We start from the raw sequence: 19,348 nt of genomic DNA on the forward strand, positions 1-19,348 counted from the left end.
GTCTCGCAAATAGGGTGAGAATGTCGGGCAGTGCGCACGCCGCCCGCTCTTCGTTTCCAGGCTTACTCGGACGCCGCAGCGATAAGTGCGCCGGAAGAATCGAAGTCCTTCTGAACAGCGTCTTCAAGCTCGGCTCCCGAGATAACAACCGGGCCGCCAAACCCTTTCGTGATGAAAGCGTTGGCCTTGCCGCCTTGCGTCGTTACGACTTTGCCGATTGCCGCCGCAATGGCATCTCGTGCCGCCGGGTCCATGTTGGGCGGGCCTGCAAAAATGAACGAGATTTCGCTAACAAACTCAACGCCATACTCGGACAGAAGCGGGGCGTCTGGCGAGTTTTGCAGCGGTTCGCTGCGCGCCGACGCCAATTCCACCATATCGCCTGCGGCAACTGCTTTCGCCTGTATGCCCGCGCCAAAACCAACATCCATGTCGCCTGCATTCAGGCCATTCATGACGGCTTTACCGCCTTTGACCGAAATAATATTGAAATTGACGCCGTTTTCCTTGCCCGCGATGTAAGCGATATCGCCCAGCATGCCGGTCATGACACCAAAACGAATGTCCTGACCACTCTTGGCGGCTTCAATCACATCACCCATCGTCTTCCAGCCTTTCGAAGCCAGCGCGACAACGCCCATCTGGGTTCCGGCAGTGGTGGTGATCGGCGTTACGTCTTGGGGGGTGCCGGCTTTTGCGGCCGCCATGTTGTAGCCAAGCGTTTCAGACACGATGATGGCGATTGCGGTGCCGTCAGCTGGCTCCTCCTTCAGCGCGTTCACTGCGTTCAAACCACCTTTGCCCGTTACTTGTTCCGGGATGATTTTCCAACCGTGCAGGTCTTCGAGCTCTTCGGCGATCAGCCTGGCCTGAGTATCGGCACCTCCACCAGCCGCAAATGAGATAATCATCTTGATGGGACCTGGTGGGGTCCAATCCTCTGCAAATACGGTCGTAGATGTCCCGAGAATCGCAGCAGCGACCACCGCAGATTTGAGCAACGTCTTCATGTTTTCCTCCCTGAAACACATGTCTGTTGACGTCACTTGTTCTATAATAAGGTGGAAAAGTCAACGAACAAGTTGACATTTCCACCAAAACACCTGAATCTCTTTTCATCAAAGAGGATATCCGACGATGACAAAATCCGCAGCAGAGGCGATTGCCAAAGGACTGCATATTCCTTTTCAGATTGCGCAGTTGCACTCTGCTTTAAGCACCCAGGCAAAAGCGATCATTTCTCGGCACGGCGACCTGAATCTTGCGCAGTGGCGCATCGTTCGGCTGGTCGCGCTTGATATTGCGAACACCACCACTGCGGTGCGCAAAGGTGCGGGCATCGATAAAAGTCAGTTCAGCAAAATGCTCGGCGTCCTTGAAGACAAGGGATACCTCAAACTGCGCCCGTTTGAAGAAGACAAGCGCCAGCATCTTATCGAATTGACGGAAAAAGGCCGGACCTCTCATGATCGCCTGGGCCCTGTTTTGGAAGCCAGACAAGAACACCTGGTAAGTGCGCTTACGGCGGACGAACAAGCAACCGTACTGAAAGCGATCAAGCTGCTTTCAGAAGCCGCCCAAAAGACCGATTTCCCCGACCCATATGTGATTCCAGAAGATGAATAAGAAATGAAAAATACTCCCAATCTTTTGGTGATCCTTTCGGATCAGCACCAAGCACGCGCCATGTCCTGTGAGAACCATCCGGTGGTGCAGACACCGAATTTGGATGCGCTTGCCGCGCGCGGAACGCGGTTCACGAACGCCTACACGCCCTCTCCGATCTGCGTGCCCGCCCGCGCGGCATTTGCAACCGGGCGACCGGTGCACGAGATTGGCAATTGGGACAACGCGATGCCTTATCAGGGAACACCACGTGGATGGGGGCATGCCTTGCAGGACAAAGGGGTGCGCGTGGAGTCCATTGGGAAACTACACTATCGACAGATCGACGATGACGCTGGATTTGACGTTCAACACATCCCGATGCATGTCGCCGATGGTGTTGGCATGGTTTGGGGCTCGATCCGTCGTGAAGATGAACGCATCTTCAACAAAGATGTTCGCATGATGGGGAACACGATCGGGCCGGGGGAAAGCAGCTATACCAGATATGATCGCAGCGTCACCGACCGGACCTGTGATTGGTTATCCGACACTCAGCACAGCACCGCCCCTTGGTGCCTTTATGTGGGTCTCGTGGCCCCGCATCACCCTTTGATCTCACCTCAGGAGTTCTACGACCTCTATCCTCTGGACGGGCTTCCCCCAGATAAACTACGCCTTCGCGACGGATATGCCCAACATCCGTGGATCGAAAAGGTCGCCACAGCGATGGTCGCAGAAGATGGTTGGAAGGACGAGGAAGAACGACGTATCGCAATCGCCGCGTATTACGGTCTGACCAGTTATATGGACCACAATGTCGGGCGGATTATCCAGGCGCTGAAGGACAGTGGGCGCTTTGATGACACCACGGTCATCTACTCAAGCGACCACGGAGAGAACCTTGGCGTCCGTGATCTGTGGGGCAAGATGAACATGTATGAAGAATCCGCGGCGATCCCGTTGATTGTTGCTCCCGCGCCGGATCTGAAAACAAACCCTCGGCCAACCAGCGCGACCACAACAAGCCTGCTGGACATCTCGGAAACGATCATCGACCACTTTGGTGCAGAACTTCCGGGTGATCGACCCGGGCAATCGCTTTATGATCTTGCCGCGTCCAAGGACGACCCCAACCGTGCTGTGCTCAGCGAATACCATGCGATCGGGTCGGTCTCTGCGTCTTTCATGCTTCGAAAGGGCGACCTGAAACTGATTGAATATGTTGGGTTCGCGCCGGAGTTGTTTAATCTGGCCGAAGACCCCGAAGAACTGACCAATCAGGCCCAGAATCCTGCCTATGCAGATGATCTGGCCAGAATGCAAAACGAACTTCGTCAGATTTGCGATCCCGAAGCCGTCAATGTGCAAGCGTTCAAAGATCAGGACGCGCTGATTGAGGCTTATGGCGGGCAAGAGATCGCCTCGAAACTTGGCGCGCCCTCAGCTACCCCGCCTCCTTCCACTTAGGCGGTGACTGGTTTCAACTCAACGCAAGGATCCGCCATGATGCAGGATGATACTTCTTTGGCACTATCGGAGCTGTGGGATTTACTGGATGACACCCGGTCGACGGGTTATTGCGCAAAATAAATGCACTGGCGTGACAAAGCCCAACTGAAGCAATCCACTAACCTCTTGAACATCATGAACACGGGCAACTTGGCCCCCACCGTCTTTGAAACGCAACGACACCTTGTTTTGCCCTGGCCCAAAAGAACCGTTTTTAGCATGAACACCCTGAAATCCAATGCACTTCACCTGGCCTTGATCCTGGGAACCGCGCTGTCTGGTGCCTTTGCGGCGTTCGCGATGGGATGGCCAATTCCCTTCCTTCTGGGAAGCCTCGTGGCAACTGCAATTCTGGCGTTAACGTTGGTCGCGCGCACGAACAAACCAGTTTTCTTTCCCAGACCCCTGCGGGAAGTGTTCATTGCCGTGATCGGCACGATGATTGGCACAACCTTCACGCCGGACGTGTTGGCGATGGCACCAACCCTGGCCATCACCCTGTGCGCCATGTTGATCTTTGTCGTCCTTGCGCAGACGTCAAACTACGTCATTTTTCATCACTTGGGTGGCTATGATCAGCCCACCGCATTCTATGCGGCCATGCCGGGGGGGCTTATCGAGGCCGTGGAAATGGGGGCCAAAGCGGGCGGTGATGTCGAAACGCTGAGCATCCAGCATTTTGTGCGCATTGTTCTGGTGATCCTCGTCGTTCCCATGCTTTTTCTTGTGGTGGCAGGAGAGTCCGTCGGTAGCGCAGCAAACCAGACCCTTGAAAAGGGCCCTTCCGATTGGCGGGATTGGGCAACGGTGGTTGCCATTGCCCCAGTTGGACTTTTGATCGGCAAACTCTCCCGCTTGCCAGCGGCGCCATTGCTTGGTCCCCTGGTGCTGACGGCGACCCTTCAGTCCACAGGGGCGATTGATCTGGGCGGACCTCCGACACTTCTCAATCTGGCCCAGTTGGTCGTCGGCGCAAGCCTCGGGGCTCAGTTTGCCAGGACAACACCTCGGCATTTGGTCTCCGCTCTCGCACTTGGCATGGTTTCGGTTTTGGTGACGCTGGCGATTGCGTCCGGGCTTGCGCTGCTGCTTGAACCTTTCGTCCCCCTGTCATTCCAGACCTTGCTGGTCAGCTTTGCACCCGGCGGGGTCACCGAAATGAGCCTCATCGCATTAAGCCTTGGTGTCAGTCCCGTCCTTGTCTCTATCCATCATCTTTTCCGTATTTTGTTCACAGTGGGCATGGCCGGGTTGCTGTTCAAGCGACTTGGCAAGCGCTCACCCGGATCCTAAGTTCACCCAATGCATGCCGAGCCCCAAAATAAGAGTTGTTGCAGCCCCTCGCGGAGTACAGATTCCAGTGCCCCACTGGCCGCTCCGAGCGTGGCAGGACGGATGCGTGTGGCGTCCGATGCTGTACGTATCCCCGGTGGCAGGTCGTTGACTGGTACCTGTCGTCCCGAGATCCCAGACGACGGCGAAGACCCGATCCGCAACACGCGCGTGAAGCCCTTCCGCATCGGGGCCACTGCGGTCACGAACGCGCAGTTCGCCGAATTCATCGATGAAACGGGCTATACCACCGAAGCCGAGCGCTTTGGGTGGTCCTTTGTATTCTGGGCACACGTCGCGGAAAATGTCGGCCCGACAATGGGTGTGAAGGATGTCGAATGGTGGCGGCGTGTGGGGGGGGCAAATTGGCGTGATATCAACGGTCCCGGCACAATGGAGGCAGCATGGGACCCGACCCATCCGGTCGTTCATGTATCGTGGAATGATGCGCAGGCCTATGCCAAATGGGCCGGCGGCCGCCTGCCTACCGAAATCGAATGGGAACACGCAGCCCGTGGGGGACTAGGAGACGTGCGCTTCCCTTGGGGGGATCAAGAGCCAAACGATACGAGTTTCCAACCCTGTAATATTTGGCAAGGTGACTTTCCAAAGACCAATACCGTGAAGGACGGTTTTGCAGCCACAGCCCCTGCACAGTATTACGACCCGAATGGCTATGGTCTTTACAATGTCGTTGGCAATGTTTGGGAGTGGACGGCAGATGCGTATCGCGTCAAATCATTGAAGAAACACGTGCGTCAGCGGCTTTCAACGATGAAAGGCTATCGCCTGTCCAAGGGCGGGTCGTTCTTGTGTCACGCTTCATATTGCTACCGCTACAGGATCGCGGCGCGATCAGGCACCTCGCCAGACAGCACAACAACCCACCAAGGGTTTCGTATGGTCTGGCCAGACTAGGATTACCCTGTTGGATGCCGTTAGTGCAGCGCAGGCGCATAGAGCAAAGCCATCTGCCCCTTCATAATTGACGTGGAACATCTGGAACCCGCCTTCTCAGAGTTTTTGCTGCTCTCAAAAGCGCGCAAAGCGGTTGCTCGCACCCAAACCGCCAGCAATGGTTTTGTCCCGCATTGCAGGTGCGGGTTTGAACAATGGCAAGGTCAGCTTCGGTGCGGGATCAGACGTCTGTGTTGGGCACGGAGAACGGCGGTAGCGAGCCCAAACAGCGCATTGGAACCAATCCTTTTGCCGTTATGTCTGCGTTAAAATCTGGCCTGCGGTTTCTTCTTCTGACTGGATCAAGCGGTCTCTTGTTCCGCGATGTCCTTCGCTAGCTTATCGCCAAGCGCTTGCATCCTTGCGATGCGATTTTCCTTGTCAGGCACGATAATGCCACGCAGCTTTTTCTTCACCATGCCTGACATCAGCTTGCCCATGATTTTGGGTGACGTCGGAGTTGCGAATCTGATTTTGACCAATGTCCCTTCGCCCACTTGAACCAGCTCGTTGGTTTCCATCATCGTAAGGCCCATGGGCAGGTTGTATTTACCTGTCGCGTAGTCACCGTGATGCCAGTCGACAATCTGAAATGGAAAGATGTCTTCGCCGTGATAACAGTGATAGAGGGTTCCGGGTTCAATCTTGCCCTTGTTTGTATCGAACAATTCGACCTTGTTTGCGCCCAGCCATTCGGCGCGCAACTCTGGGCGGGTGCAAATGGTGAAGGCAACATCCAGCGAAACCGGCAGTGGAATGATCCACTCTTCAATGAGAAGGTTGTCTCCTGGTTCAACAAACGTGCGTTCCGTTGTGCGACGGCGCTCCCATGCGACGCGCATGTCCCGCACAACGTATTCGACCTCGCCGATGTGCTCGATTTCTTCGGTGTAGAACTCAGATCCGTCAAAATACTCAACAAGTTCCATGGACTTAAGCGCAGCACACGAAATTAATGTGTACGCCGTCAATCCGGTACGTTCCTTTACGCTATTTTTGAGAAGCCGGAACGCCGTGATCACATCCTGACCGGCCAATTCTTCGCGATCTCCAGTTTTTTGAACGATACAGTCTCCATGATGCACAACGATCTTAAGCTCCAGTGCGTCAACAGTGGAACAGGCATCGCATGGACATGAGGTGTTGATCAGCATCTTCTCTTTCGCACGGGCAAAGACGCAGTAGAGCTGTTCCGCAAAATCCAGGATGAACTGCTGCGAGACCACTTCGCTTTTCAACGCGTAAGCAAAAACAGAATCACCCTGTAACCCTGATACTTCCAATGGTGATCGGATAGTGGGGATCATACTGCCGAACAGAGATTCTAGGATCCCCTTGGCGTGTTCGATGGCTGTTTCGGACATGAATTTCGTATAGCCAGATATATCCGCGATCACGAAATATGCTGATTTCACACCGCCCTCAGTTTTACTCATAAATTCCCCTCCCCTTGGCGATCTTTATGCGTTGAATTCAAGGAAAAACCTAACGAATTCGATTGGTCGCTCAGGAACATCCAACCTGCCCTCAGGCTTTGGCGCAGCCCACACCAAGGTCGAGACCAGTGTAGGGCGGTTCGCCAAATGGATGGCCGATGTCAAAATCGCAAATAATGAGACAATTCAAGATTGGGAAAAAACAAACATCGGTAACCTCGCAGCCAATTCACACTCCGTCCGCAAAGCGGTCGCTGCCGTTCACCCGCAACAAGATCCGCTTGGGGCTGCCTGCAGCCACCCGTACCTGGTGCGGCGTACGGCAGTAGCAGGCCCAAAGCAGACATAGGCTGAATTCCAGGATTGCATGTGCGCTATGTTATCACTGACATGTCCGAAATTTCATTTTCGCGGACGGCAGAAATACAGACGCGTCCGATCAATTCGCTTGATGCAATGGGTGGCAATTTTTAGGCGTAGCGCAAAGCAGGGCTTATTGAGGTATATTATCCAGAAATGTCATTAATCTGTTGCGGTCTTGTACACTAAATTTTCCATTGTCTGTCGATATAATCCCCTGCGATTTCAACTTCCGAAAGGCGCGCTGGATTGTCGGAACAGACAGTCCCATGGTCCCGGCAAGATCGTGCTGAGACAAGATGCAAGAACGATCCGGGCACAAACGGCCAGTATCCATCATCCACAAGAGGCGCTTGGCAACCAAAATAACCCCATCGAATGTAACCAGATCAGTTATAGTTTCCTGAAGTTGTCTGCGTTGAGCGCTATAGTGTGATAATATCTCTCGGTATCTTATGGGCTCTGCTTCCAAAAAACCTAAAAACTCAGGTTCTGAGATGCTCAATACAAAGGTCGGCTTACGCGCGATCGCGGTGGCTACGGCTTTTTCCTGGGTTATGACATCGGCCATACAGTACCATCTGCTAGACCCGGTGTGGGGATATACCAGCTCTTCGTTGTTGTTCGACAACAACAGGATATCTATCTGACCGCTGATCAAACCGTATGCATGGTGTGGAACTTCCCCACGACGATACAGGGTGTCTCCGGCTTGCAGCAATTTCACCGAACCCAGGTTCAACAGGTCTACCTGAAAGGTCTTGGGACATGTCGACAACCAACCCGAAGCACACATAATCTCCTTTTGCTTTGGTGTCGGTTTACGTGTGTGAGCTGCTTGGACCTTGATACCTTTGATTTCATTCATGCGCCAAAATACCTGATTTATGCCCAAAATGCACCGGATGTAATCTGAAGATCATTTCTTTCAGAATGGACTGTGCCAGTCTTTGAGGTGGGTCAACGCGCCTGCAGCTGGGAGGGAATGGGATGAAAAACACGTGGTTCTTGGATCGGACATCGGTCGTTACGCTATGTTTGAGCACCGCTTTGATGTCGTCATTTGTGTCAGTCGCCTTCGCTTTCGAGGGCGTTGTGTCCCCCGAAGCGGTGCAAACGGAACCGGATTACTCTCCATTTGTCGGACGGTCCTATCCGGATCAGGTGCTCTTTGGGGACCTTCATTTTCACACCGAGATTTCTTTTGATGCTGGCCTCATCGGCACGTCGCTCAACATCCATGACGCGTTTCAGGTGGCGCGGGGCGAAAGAATAATCTCAAATACAGGGCAGCCGGTTCAACTCATTCGTCCGCTTGATTTTCTGGCCATAACGGAACATGCAGAGTTGCTCGGTCTTTCTACAGCCATCCGCACATCGCATCCAAACCTGTTGGCAGACGAATGGGGTCGCCGCATCCACGACGGGTTTACCGAAGGGAGCGAAGCCCGAATGGCAGCTTTTTCAGAAATTATTGAATTGGCGACGGTGAGGGGCATCGACCCGACCGACGGATTGGATCTGGATGGCGATATCTGGCTCGACATTGTAGAGACCGTGGATTAGTACAATGTTCCCGGCACCTTTACTGCACTCAGCGGGTTTGAATGGACCTTCACACCAAAGGGTGACAACCTGCACCGGGTTATCCTGTTCGGGGACGGTGCGGATAAAACCAGCCAAACAATCCCTTTGTCCTTCTTTAATGCCCCAGACCCTGAACTGTTGTGGGACTATCTGGCTCACTATGAAGCCACAACGGGTGGCAGCGCGATCGCTATTCCACATAACGGAAACATGTCGAACGGTTTGATGTTCACCAAGAACAAATTCGACGGCTCACCCTTGGATGCCGAGTACGCAGCCAAGCGCATCCGATGGGAACCGATGCATGAAATGACCCAGATCAAGGGGGATGAGGAAACCCATCCGATGCTATCGCCTGACGACGAATTTGCTTACTTTGAGCGCTGGGATGTTTCCAATCTTGCCGGAACTGCCCCAAAGGCACCTGAAATGTTAAGGTACGAATACGCTCGGTCTGCGTTGAGAGTTGGTATGGAGATTGAACGAGAAATCGGGGTGAACCCTTACAAATTCGGGTTTTCGGCATCGACCGACACGCACACTGCACTTCCCACATCGCGTGAGGACAACTACTTTGGCAAATACCAGCACACGAAACCTTCTGCGAACCGGCACAACGGTGACGTGATCCCTGCTGAAAACCCGGCACTCCGCATTCTGACAGCGCAGGAATCTGCGTCCGGTCTTACTGCAGTCTGGGCACGGGAAAACACACGCGCAGAAGTATATGGTGCCATTTCCCGCAAGGAAGCCTATGCGACGACAGGTAGCCGTATAAGGGTTCGGGTGTTTGGTGGCTGGGAGTTCGAAGAGACTGATTTGCGTGCACCTGACTTTGTGTCCAATGGATACCAAAACGGCGTTCCGATGGGCAGTGATCTGATCAACGCACCTGAAGGCGCTGTACCCCGCTTCCTTGTCCATGCGCTGCGCGATCCGGACGGAGCCAATCTGGACCGCGTTCAGATCATTAAGGGCTGGATCGATGAGGCTGGAGAAACCTCTGAGCGTGTCTATGATGTTGCGGTTTCCAATGGTCGTGAGATTGGTGACGATGGCCGTGCGCGACAACCCGTTGGGTCGACTGTCGACATCAAAAACGCGACATTTGACAATTCTATTGGCGCGGCCGGGCTGGAAGCCTACTGGCAGGACCCCGAATTCGATCCGACCCAAAGTGCATTCTACTATGTTCGGGTCATAGAAATTCCTAAACCGCGTTGGACGACATACGATGCAGCATTCTACGATATTCCATTGCCGGAAAGCGTGCCGGCAGCGGTTCAAGACCGCGCGTATACATCTCCAATCTGGTACACACCTGAGTAATTGAATTCGTGGGTAACCAAACGTCTTCCCATTGCTTTTGCTGCTGGCGTACTTGACCTGATAGCGCTGTCCTAAGGTATCTCGCCCTTTGTTTCTTGGTACTTTCTGCTCGGTTCCCCTGTGAAGGGATTGGTTTTAGTATCAGTGTTCAATTGTTGAGGAGAACTCTGCTGCACCTGCATCAGACGGCTTTGTCCCGCAGTGCTGTTGCAGCTTACAAGTGACAGTAATGTCCGATTCGGGTTGTCAGCAGTCGGCCGTGCCTGGCGCAGAGTGCGGCCACTATGAACCCGCGACGGCGCTTGCTGCGACGGCGTCAAATGTCCGCTTTCGGATGACTGACGTTAAAGGCGGCTCTGAATTCATGCAAATCATAGATCTGTTGGGTGAATGAGTTTGAATGCAAGTCAGCATTCTGAAGGGCGGTTTTCCAATCATCGACAAACCAGAACCTCTGGTGCAACCTGCAACGCAAAACTCCGCAATTCAGGGCAGATGGCACGTGTTCAAAATTGATATAACCCAAGCGGCTTCATTTCTCGTCGCCTGCGAGGAGGAAACGATAAGGTCCGCCGCAGAGCGTTTGGGGTTAGAACCGTCTAGTATCAGCCGACAGATCAAATCGTTGGAAACGGCCCTTGGCATCGTTCTGATCGAACGAGGACGCAAGGGCGTGCGGCCGACAGAGGCAGGGCGTATTTTAATGTCTTACCTCAAGCGACAGCAAAACGATCAAGAGACCTTGCTATCCGAATTCGACGCGCTCAGAGGGATGCGCCGGGGCGAATTGGTCGTGGCGGTTGGCGACGGGTTTATCAGTGATTTCATCTGCAACGGTTTGCGCTCTTTCAGGGAGGCATTTCCAGGGTTTACCTATGATCTGATGAGCGGCTCGACCGATCAGGTGCTTCATGCTGTGCGCACTGACCAAGCTCATGTGGGCCTTGCCTATAACGCCAAACCAGAACGCACGATCCGTATTGCGGCGCGCGTGACACAACCGCTGGCTGTTTTGGTCAGCCCGGTTTCGGAATGGGCCGATCTGGCCGAACCCATTGGCATGCAGGAGTTGACGCAACTCCCTTGCGCGCTTTTGAAAAGTGGTTTCGGCGTGGGCGACATCATCAGGACCGCTGAAGTGGCCCATGGCGTGCGGCTGAAAGCAACGGTCGAGGCGAATTCTCTCGCGGTTTTGCGCAACTTCGTGCGCGAGGGGTTGGGCGTTACGATCTTGCCGTCCTTCGTCGTGACCCGCGAAATTGCCGATGGCAGCATCATCACCAAACCCCTTGCCATCAAGGAGTTCAGCCAGGGCGATGCCTCGGTCTTTACCCGTGCTGGACGGCGGTTACCCGATGGGGCGGTCCGCCTCGTGGATCATGTCATGAAATCTATGGTTGCCTTTACTGCGCCCTCTTGATTGTTGCGTCCAACGCAACGTTAAATTATTTTCATAGCAATTCCCGCAATGAAAATCCCACATTACCCTGATTGGATAAACATCGCTTCAACAGGGGGATATTCATGTCCATCAAGTCATTCACTTCGGTTGGTACCGTCATGGCGCTGACAACTGCACTGGCCGGACCAATGCAGGCCGAAACGTTGCGCATCGCCTCGCAAGGGGACGCCACCAGCCTTGATCCGCACAGCCATAATGAAAGCTTCACCAACTACTTCCTGGCCAACATCTACGAAGGCCTTGTCGCGCGAGACCGGAGTTTTGAAATTGCCGGACAGCTTGCAAAAAGTTGGGAACAGATCGACCCGACCACGTGGCAGTTTAAACTGCGCTCCGGTGTGACCTTTCATGACGGGTCGGATTTTGCTGCCGATGACGTGATATTCAGCATGGAACGCGCGCTGGCCGAGACATCCAATTTCAAGCACGTGCTGTCCTCGGTCGAAAGCTTTATCGCCATTGATGACATGACGGTTGAGGTAAAAACCAAAGCGCCGAACCCGATTCTGCTGAACGACTTGCTGGACTTGATGATCCTCGACAAGCAATGGGCCGAGGCCAATGGCGCTGAGGAACCGATCAATCTTCAAGCTGAAGAAAAAGCTTTTAGTGCTACCAATGCAAACGGCACTGGTCCGTATAGCGTCACCTCGCGCGCGCAAGGTGAAGAGACAACGCTGGCGGCCTATGACAGCTATTGGGGAGAGCGGGGCAATGTCACTGACGTTGTCTTCACGCCGATCAACAACGCAGCAACACTGGTATCGGCGCTGCTTTCGCAAGAGGTTGATCTGGTGATGCCTTTGCCCTTGCAAGACATTCCCCGCGTCGAGGCGGCCGAGGCTGTCAAAGTCGTCTCAAGCCCAGAGGCGCGCACAATGTATATCGGCATGGACCAGTGGCGCGATCAGATCATCGAAAGCCCGGTTGAAGGAAACCCCTTCCTCGATCTGCGCGTCCGTCAGGCCTTTGCCCACGCCATTGATGCGCAGGCGATCATTGACCGTGTGATGCAGGGCCAGGCCACGCTGTCCACGCAATATGTGATGGACAAGGTGAACGGCTATAACCCTGATCTGACACGTCTTGAATACAACATCGATACGGCCAAAGCGCTGCTGGCCGAGGCGGGCTATCCAGAGGGTTTCGAACTGACGATGGATTGTTCCACCGACCGCTATGTCAACGACGGACAGATCTGTCAGGCCGTGGTCAGCCTGTTGGCGCGTGCGAACATCAAGGTGAACCTGATCGCGCAGCCCAAGGCGCAGTTCTTCCCCAAAGTCGTGTCCCCCGGTTTTGGCACTTCGTTCTTCCTGCTCAGCTGGACGCCGTCCACCATGGACAGCTTGAACGTCTTCCAAAATGTGCTGGGTACCCGGGATTTTGACAATGGTGTGGGGGCCTGGAACATCTCTGGCTGCTCGATCCCAGAAGCTGATGCACTGTCGGCAAAAGCCGCCGTTGAGATGGACGCTGCCGTGCGCGAAAAGATGCTGCAAGACGCGATGGCCATGATGGTCGAAAACGTCTGCCTTGTGCCGTTGCACGTGCAGCAGTTGGTTTGGGGTGCTGGTGAAAACATCGATGTTGTTCAGCTTCCCACGTTTGAATTCCCGCTGGAGTATTTCAACGTGAACTAAGCTGCATTCAGGGACTGACCCCGCGTCGGCCCCTGTTTTTCCACCCCTTCTCCCAGCAGGATCCCAGATATGTATTTTCTCCTGACACGCGTGTTTCAGGCCTCTATCGTCATGCTTTGCGTTGCCTTTGTCGGTTTTCTGGTCTTCCAATACGTGGGAGATCCGGTTCTGGCGCTGGTCGGACAAGAGACAAGCGTCGAAGACCGCGAGGCGCTGCGCGAAAGCCTAGGGCTGAACGATCCGATCATTGTCCAATATGCCCGCTATGTGGTTGATGCCGTGCAGGGCGATCTGGGCATATCCTACAGCTTTAACCGTGACGTGAGCGAGATGATCGCGGACCGTTTGCCTGCCACGATTGAGCTTGTTCTGCTGTCTGGCGTGCTGTCACTGCTGCTTGCCATTCCTGCTGGGATTTACACGGGCATCCACCGCAAAGGTGGCTTTGCACAGGCGATCATGGCGCTGTCCGTCATTGGCGTGTCGATCCCGTCCTTCCTGCTGGGCATTCTGCTGATCCTTGTCTTTTCGGTCTGGCTCAACTGGCTGCCGTCCTTCGGGCGCGGGGATGAAGCGTCTTTTATGGGCATACACTCCAGCCTGTTCACATGGGACGGTTTAAGCCACGCGTTGATGCCTGCTGCTGTGCTGTGTCTGTTTCAACTGGGCGTGATCCTGCGCCTGATCCGTGCAGAGATGCTCGAGGTTTTGCGCACCGACTATATCCGCTTTGCATGGGCACGGGGTCTGCCCGGTCGGCAGGTCTATCTGACCCATGCGCTGAAGAACACGCTGGTGCCAGTGGTAACGGCGATTGGCTTGCAGCTTAGTTCACTGTTTGCGTTCTCGATCATCACCGAACGGGTCTTTCAATGGCCGGGCATGGGGTCGCTGCTGCTGCATGCCATCGGGCAAAGCGATATTCCCCTGTTGGCTGCCTATCTGATCTTTGTCGGTCTGGTCTTCACCCTGTCCAATCTCGTGGTCGATGCAATCTATGTGCTGATTGATCCGCGCATCCGGCACGGCGCGCGGTAAGAGGAGCCGACTGATATGTTCAAGAAAATACGCTCTGATTTCTGGTACGAGTTGCTCAATTCGCCTGTGACCCTCGTGTCGTTGCTGATCATCGCGGCAATGGTCATCAGCTGCACCTTCGCGCCGATCCTGGCCCCGCACACGCCGTTTGACCCGGCCACGATTACAATTCTGGACAACAACCTGCCCCCCGCATGGGCGTCTGGGTCAGACCCACGCTTTCTGCTGGGCACCGATTTACAAGGCCGCGACGTGTTGTCAGCGATGCTTTATGGTGGGCGGATTTCTTTGCTGGTCGGCCTCGGCGCTGTGGCGCTGTCGGTTGTGATCGGCTTGATGGTCGGACTGCTGGCGGGCTATTTCGGGGGCATGACCGATGCGATCCTGATGCGGATTGCGGAAATCCAGTTTGCCTTTCCCCCGATCCTGATCGCATTGCTGTTCAACGGCATCCTCAAAGCCTCGCTGCCAGCGGATGTCTTTGCCCGTGCCGCTGTGCCGATCATGATACTTGCCATCGGTCTGGCCGGTTGGGTGCAGTTCGCCCGTATCGTGCGGGCCTCTGTGCTGGTCCAGCGCGGACAGGATTACATCATTGCTTGCCAGTCTATCGGCCTGCCAACCCTGTCGATCATCCTGCGCCATATCACGCCGAACATCCTTGGACCCGTTCTGGTGCTGGCGATGCTGCAAGTGGCCGTCGCCATCGTGACCGAAGCAACCCTATCCTTTCTGGGCCTTGGCACGCCCCTCACGGAACCGTCGCTGGGCGCACTGATCCAGATCGGCAGCCAATACCTGTTCTCAGGTATCTGGTGGGTCGTGATCTTTCCCGGCGCCATGCTGCTGATCATGGTGATTGCCTTTAACCTCGTCGCCGACTGGGTCCGCGACTATCTGAACCCGAGGCTGAGATGACAGATATCCTTTGTAAAACAATCGGCCTGCAAATTACCTTTCCACACCGTCTGAACGATTTCATCGCTGTGCATGGTTTCGATATGGAGGTCCGTCGCGGCGAGATCGTTGGCCTGATTGGCGAGAGCGGCGCGGGCAAATCCACCATTGGCAATGCCATCATGGGGCTGCTGTCCCATCCCGGCATCGTCAGCGCGGGACAGATTGATCTGGACGGCCAGGACCTCACCCAGGTCTCTGATGCAGCGATGGCCCGGCTGCGCGGACGCCGCATTGGGATGATCTTTCAGGATCCGATGACCTCGCTCAACCCGCTCATGACCATTGGCGAACAGCTGAGCGAATCTATTTCCTTACTTCAAGACATTTCGCTGTCGCAGGCCCGCACCATGGCTGCCGAACGACTGGATGCTGTCGGTATTCCCGATGCTGCCAACCGGATGGGGCAGTACCCGCACGAATTCTCCGGCGGCATGCGCCAGAGGGTTGTGATCGCCTTGGCCATGGCTGGTGATCCTGACCTGCTGATCGCGGATGAACCGACCACAGCGCTCGACGTTTCCGTCCAGAAACAGGTGCTTGACCTGATCCGCAGCATTTGCGTCGAACGCTCGCTGGGCGTGATCCTTGTGACCCACGACATGGGTGTGATCGCTGAAACCGCTGATCGTGTTTACGTGATGCGCCACGGTAAGCTGGTTGAAACGGGGCCGACCGAGCAGGTGATCACCGCCCCCACAGCTCAATACACCAAAGACCTGATTGCCGCGATCCCCAGCATTGATGCCCGCGAAGAGCGCTTCCGCAACCCGCCCAAGAAAACCGGCGAGATTGATAAATGGCTGCTCGAAGGGCATCAAACCCGCGCCGACGGTGACTATCTTACGACAACAGCACTGACCAAGGATTTCGCCACCCGCAAGCAATCCTTCTGGGGTAAAGGCGACAGTTTCCGTGCGGTCGATGTGGATGAGTTGTCGATCCCCCGTGGCGAAGTCCTCGGGCTTGTCGGCGAGAGCGGCTCAGGCAAATCCACGCTTGGGCGGATCGTGACCGGATTGATCCCGCCCAGTTCGGGGCAGGTCAATTTTGCCGATCATGGCAACCTGTCCGGTATCAAATCCGCCGCCGCTCGCAAAGCCCTGCGCCGCGATGTGCAGGTGGTGTTTCAGGATCCGTTCTCCTCGCTCAACGGCCGGATGCGCGTGGACCGCATTCTGGCGGAACCCATCCGGTTTCATGGGCTCGCGCCCGCACATGAAATTCCCCGCCTGGTCGGAGCGCTTTTGGAAAGGGTCGGCCTGCAAGCCAGCGACGGGCGCAAATTTCCGCACCAGTTCTCGGGCGGCCAGCGTCAGCGCATTTGCATCGCACGCGCCCTGTCCCTGCGGCCCCGTTTCCTGCTGTGTGACGAGCCGACCTCAGCGCTGGATGTGTCCATTCAGGCCGACATGCTGGCGCTGTTGATGGAACTACGCCGATCTTTGGGGCTGACAATGCTGTTTGTCAGCCACGATCTGGCCGTGGTGCGGCAGGTGTCGGACCGGGTCGCGGTGATGAAAAAGGGCAAAATTATCGAATGTCGCGCGGCAGAGGCTTTGTTTGAAGCCCCAGAAAGCGACTACACGCGCATGCTGCTGGACACCGCGCCGCGCACGCATCCGAAAAACATTGAAATGGTTGAGTGAGGGAGAGATCTGATGATTGGTTTAATAGGCGGCGGCGCAATGGGCAGCGCAATGGCAGCGCGCCTGATCGAGACGGGCCATGCTGTGCGTTGCTATGATACGTCGGCGCAGGCCCTCGAAAAGATCAAGGCCAGCGGCATCGAGATTGCCAGCAGCCCTGCCGATCTGGCGCAAGACTGTGACCTGATCATCCTGTCATTGCCCCGCGCCGACATCGTCGCCGCGGTCATGGCAGAGCTTGGGCCGTTTTTGACACCCGGCAGGATTGTCCTGGATACCTCGACCTCGGAACCCGAGACGACCAAGAGTTTGGCCAAAAGCGCTGCAGCCGCTGACTATGTCTTTTTGGACGGTCCCGTCAGCGGGGGTCCTTTGGGGGCGCGGTCAGGAACCATGACGATGGTAATGGGGGGTGAAGCGGATGCGATTGACAGCATTCGCCCGGTTCTCAAAGACCTGACCGCCAAGATCGTCCACGTTGGTCCCTCTGGGGCCGGTCACGCAGCCAAGATCGCCAACAACCTGCTGTGTGCCGCCAACCTTGTGTTGATGGGCGAGATGGCAAAGCTCGCCAAAAACTCTGGCATCCCGCTGGAGAACCTTCTGGAGGGTGTCAATGCAGGTTCGGGGCGCAGCGGCGTCAGCGAAGTGAATTTCCCCAAATGGATCGTCAGCGGCAATTATGATTCTGGCTTTACCATGGGGCTGATGCGCAAAGACGTCGGCCTTGCGACCAAGCTGGCCAAGGCCGCGGGGCTTGACCTGCCCGGCACCACCGCGATTGCCGCGATCTGGGAAGACAGCCGCAGCGAGCTGGCGGATAGCGCCGATTTCAACGAAATTTGGAAATTTGGAACCAACGAGAATGTCTGATCGTACTATTTTGTATCGCCAACTCATGTCAGATCTGAGCCTTGGCGAGACCGTCCAAAGCCTGATTGACGGGCAGCTTCGCGATGGGACAGGAGATGCAATCACCCTTGAAGACCCTTATGCTCAAACCTCACTCGCCAGCTATTTCGACTGTGGAGCGGCTCTGGCGCAAGAGGCCTGTGCCGCAGCAAAAGCCGCGCAAGAAGGCTGGGTCAAAGGATATTCCGCTGCAAAACGTGGCGACATCATGCAAGATATTGCGCGCGCCGTTGAAGGTTCAATAGGCACGCTCGCGCAGCTAGAAGCCTTGGTCGCGGGCAAGCCGATCCGCGATTGCCGGATCGAGGTCGCCAAGGTCGCCGAGATGTTCCGTTATTTTGCAGGTTGGGCTGATAAACTGCATGGCGAAGTGATCCCCGTGCCCTCCGGACACCTGAATTATACGCTGCGCGAACCCTTGGGAGTGGTGTTTCAGATCACGCCTTGGAATGCGCCGATTTTCACCGCCGGCTGGCAGATCGCCCCTGCGATTGCAACGGGCAACGGGGTGGTGATCAAACCCAGTGAGCTGACGCCCGTCACCACAGTGGCCTTGGTCAAAATCGCCGAAAGCGCAGGCCTGCCCAAAGGCTTGGTCAATGTCATTTGCGGGCTTGGCCCAACGACGGGACAGGCGGCGATTGAACATGGCGCTGTGCGCAAGGTGATTTTTGTCGGCTCGCCCGAAACCGGACGCCGTGTCGCCGTGGCCGCGGCGCAGGCGTTGAAACCTGCGGTGCTGGAACTGGGCGGCAAGTCGGCCAATATTGTCTTTGACGATGCGAACCTGAAACACGCCTGCCTTGGCGCGCAAGCGGCGATCTTCTCGGGCGCAGGGCAAAGCTGTGTCGCTGGATCGCGGCTGTTGGTGCATCGGTCCGTGCATGACGAGTTGCTTGATATGATCGCGGGCGGGATGAACGGGATCACATTGGGTGATCCGCTGGACGAGGCCACCGAAATCGGCCCAATCAGCAATGCTCGCCAGTTTACCCATGTCAGTAACATGATCAAAGGGGCCACAACCGAAGGGGCCGATGTGCGCACGCGGTCTGATACCCCCAAAAGCGGGTTCTTCGTTCCGCCAACCGTCTTGACGGGGCTGACCAATCAGGCCCAAGCCGCCCAGGCCGAGATTTTCGGCCCCGTGGTTACCGCCATCCCTTTTGACCACGAAGAAGAAGCCATCGCCATCGCCAATGACACGGCCTTTGGCTTGGCCGGTGCCGTCTGGACGAGCGACGTGGGCCGCGCCCACCGCGTGTCGCAAGCCGTGCGCGCAGGTACCTTCTGGATCAACAGCTACAAGGCGATCCATGTGTCCTCGCCTTTTGGCGGGTCGCTCAATTCCGGCTATGGACGATCCAGCGGAACGGATGCCTTGATGGAATATACTGCTGCGAAAAGCATCTGGCTGGATAGTGCTCCCACACCGCGCATAGCCTTTGGGTACGTGTCCTAGGAGCAAAGCATGCAACTTGTGAACCCATGAGGGATTTGCTGGAGACCTCTCTTGAGGTTGCCAGCATCCTCGCCCTTGCGCCTTTCGGCGATGTTGTGACCTTTACT

The 19,348-nt window shown here is 55.6% G+C and carries 14 protein-coding genes and 1 pseudogene; 12 read left to right on the forward strand and 3 right to left on the reverse strand.

The window, feature by feature from the left end; all coding sequences use genetic code 11:
- Nucleotides 1-62: 62 nt before the first annotated feature.
- Complete coding sequence (locus tag K3727_23340; protein UWQ93742.1) at nucleotides 63-1,010, reverse strand: tripartite tricarboxylate transporter substrate-binding protein; 948 nt, start codon at nucleotides 1,008-1,010, stop codon at nucleotides 63-65.
- A gap of 127 nt (nucleotides 1,011-1,137) precedes the next feature.
- Between K3727_23340 and K3727_23345 the strand changes: the two genes are divergently transcribed.
- From K3727_23345 to K3727_23360, 4 genes are all read left to right on the forward strand, one after another.
- The gene (locus tag K3727_23345) at nucleotides 1,138-1,626 is read left to right on the forward strand and encodes a MarR family winged helix-turn-helix transcriptional regulator (GenBank protein UWQ93743.1); all 489 of its coding nucleotides are present in this window, start codon (nucleotides 1,138-1,140) and stop codon (nucleotides 1,624-1,626) included.
- 3 nt (nucleotides 1,627-1,629) lie between these two features.
- Complete coding sequence (locus K3727_23350; protein ID UWQ93744.1) at nucleotides 1,630-3,075, forward strand: sulfatase-like hydrolase/transferase; 1,446 nt, start codon at nucleotides 1,630-1,632, stop codon at nucleotides 3,073-3,075.
- Nucleotides 3,076-3,336: 261 nt separating this feature from the next.
- Nucleotides 3,337-4,410, forward strand: a complete 1,074-nt coding sequence (locus K3727_23355; GenBank protein UWQ93745.1) for an AbrB family transcriptional regulator — start codon at nucleotides 3,337-3,339, stop codon at nucleotides 4,408-4,410.
- Between the two features lie 9 nt (nucleotides 4,411-4,419).
- Nucleotides 4,420-5,367, forward strand: a complete 948-nt coding sequence (locus tag K3727_23360) for a formylglycine-generating enzyme family protein (protein UWQ93746.1) — start codon at nucleotides 4,420-4,422, stop codon at nucleotides 5,365-5,367.
- 341 nt (nucleotides 5,368-5,708) lie between these two features.
- On the opposite strand, the gene K3727_23365 is transcribed toward K3727_23360, so the two are convergent.
- A complete protein-coding gene (locus tag K3727_23365; GenBank protein UWQ93747.1) occupies nucleotides 5,709-6,842 on the reverse strand; it encodes a DUF2652 domain-containing protein in 1,134 nt (377 codons plus the stop codon).
- 493 nt (nucleotides 6,843-7,335) lie between these two features.
- On the reverse strand, nucleotides 7,336-8,070 hold the full coding sequence (locus K3727_23370; protein ID UWQ93748.1) for a Crp/Fnr family transcriptional regulator: 735 nt from the start codon (nucleotides 8,068-8,070) through the stop codon (nucleotides 7,336-7,338).
- Nucleotides 8,071-8,192: 122 nt separating this feature from the next.
- Here K3727_23370 and K3727_23375 point away from each other — a divergent pair.
- From K3727_23375 to K3727_23410, 8 genes and pseudogenes are all read left to right on the forward strand, one after another.
- Nucleotides 8,193-10,118 (forward strand): annotated as a pseudogene (locus K3727_23375) (DUF3604 domain-containing protein).
- Between the two features lie 400 nt (nucleotides 10,119-10,518).
- Nucleotides 10,519-11,538: a LysR family transcriptional regulator gene (locus tag K3727_23380; GenBank protein UWQ93749.1), complete on the forward strand. Its 1,020-nt coding sequence runs from the start codon at nucleotides 10,519-10,521 to the stop codon at nucleotides 11,536-11,538.
- 104 nt (nucleotides 11,539-11,642) lie between these two features.
- The gene (locus K3727_23385; GenBank protein UWQ93750.1) at nucleotides 11,643-13,223 is read left to right on the forward strand and encodes an ABC transporter substrate-binding protein; all 1,581 of its coding nucleotides are present in this window, start codon (nucleotides 11,643-11,645) and stop codon (nucleotides 13,221-13,223) included.
- Between the two features lie 69 nt (nucleotides 13,224-13,292).
- On the forward strand, nucleotides 13,293-14,261 hold the full coding sequence (locus K3727_23390) for an ABC transporter permease (protein UWQ93751.1): 969 nt from the start codon (nucleotides 13,293-13,295) through the stop codon (nucleotides 14,259-14,261).
- Nucleotides 14,262-14,276: 15 nt separating this feature from the next.
- The gene (locus tag K3727_23395) at nucleotides 14,277-15,179 is read left to right on the forward strand and encodes an ABC transporter permease (GenBank protein ID UWQ93752.1); all 903 of its coding nucleotides are present in this window, start codon (nucleotides 14,277-14,279) and stop codon (nucleotides 15,177-15,179) included.
- Entirely contained in the window at nucleotides 15,176-16,867 is a 1,692-nt protein-coding gene (locus K3727_23400; GenBank protein ID UWQ93753.1) for an ABC transporter ATP-binding protein, read from the forward strand. Before K3727_23395 ends, K3727_23400 begins: the two co-directional genes overlap by 4 nt.
- A 12-nt stretch (nucleotides 16,868-16,879) precedes the next feature.
- A complete protein-coding gene (locus K3727_23405) occupies nucleotides 16,880-17,740 on the forward strand; it encodes an NAD(P)-dependent oxidoreductase (protein ID UWQ93754.1) in 861 nt (286 codons plus the stop codon).
- Nucleotides 17,733-19,241, forward strand: a complete 1,509-nt coding sequence (locus K3727_23410; protein UWQ93755.1) for an aldehyde dehydrogenase family protein — start codon at nucleotides 17,733-17,735, stop codon at nucleotides 19,239-19,241. The genes K3727_23405 and K3727_23410 overlap by 8 nt, the downstream gene beginning before the upstream one ends.
- Nucleotides 19,242-19,348 lie beyond the last annotated feature (107 nt).

The sequence above is a fragment of the Rhodobacteraceae bacterium M382 genome, assembly GCA_025141015.1.
In the GTDB taxonomy this organism is placed as follows: domain Bacteria; phylum Pseudomonadota; class Alphaproteobacteria; order Rhodobacterales; family Rhodobacteraceae; genus Aliisedimentitalea; species Aliisedimentitalea scapharcae.

Excerpts from the sequence above, each read along its gene's own strand:
- K3727_23340 (UWQ93742.1), bottom strand. The coding sequence starts at position 1,010 with ATGAAGACGTTGCTCAAATCTGCGGTGGTCGCTGCTGCGATTCTCGGG.
- K3727_23345 (UWQ93743.1), top strand. The coding sequence starts at position 1,138 with ATGACAAAATCCGCAGCAGAGGCGATTGCCAAAGGACTGCATATTCCT.
- K3727_23350 (UWQ93744.1), top strand. The coding sequence starts at position 1,630 with ATGAAAAATACTCCCAATCTTTTGGTGATCCTTTCGGATCAGCACCAA.
- K3727_23355 (UWQ93745.1), top strand. The coding sequence starts at position 3,337 with ATGAACACCCTGAAATCCAATGCACTTCACCTGGCCTTGATCCTGGGA.
- K3727_23360 (UWQ93746.1), top strand. The coding sequence starts at position 4,420 with ATGCATGCCGAGCCCCAAAATAAGAGTTGTTGCAGCCCCTCGCGGAGT.
- K3727_23365 (UWQ93747.1), bottom strand. The coding sequence starts at position 6,842 with ATGAGTAAAACTGAGGGCGGTGTGAAATCAGCATATTTCGTGATCGCG.
- K3727_23370 (UWQ93748.1), bottom strand. The coding sequence starts at position 8,070 with ATGAATGAAATCAAAGGTATCAAGGTCCAAGCAGCTCACACACGTAAA.
- K3727_23380 (UWQ93749.1), top strand. The coding sequence starts at position 10,519 with ATGCAAGTCAGCATTCTGAAGGGCGGTTTTCCAATCATCGACAAACCA.
- K3727_23385 (UWQ93750.1), top strand. The coding sequence starts at position 11,643 with ATGTCCATCAAGTCATTCACTTCGGTTGGTACCGTCATGGCGCTGACA.
- K3727_23390 (UWQ93751.1), top strand. The coding sequence starts at position 13,293 with ATGTATTTTCTCCTGACACGCGTGTTTCAGGCCTCTATCGTCATGCTT.
- K3727_23395 (UWQ93752.1), top strand. The coding sequence starts at position 14,277 with ATGTTCAAGAAAATACGCTCTGATTTCTGGTACGAGTTGCTCAATTCG.
- K3727_23400 (UWQ93753.1), top strand. The coding sequence starts at position 15,176 with ATGACAGATATCCTTTGTAAAACAATCGGCCTGCAAATTACCTTTCCA.
- K3727_23405 (UWQ93754.1), top strand. The coding sequence starts at position 16,880 with ATGATTGGTTTAATAGGCGGCGGCGCAATGGGCAGCGCAATGGCAGCG.
- K3727_23410 (UWQ93755.1), top strand. The coding sequence starts at position 17,733 with ATGTCTGATCGTACTATTTTGTATCGCCAACTCATGTCAGATCTGAGC.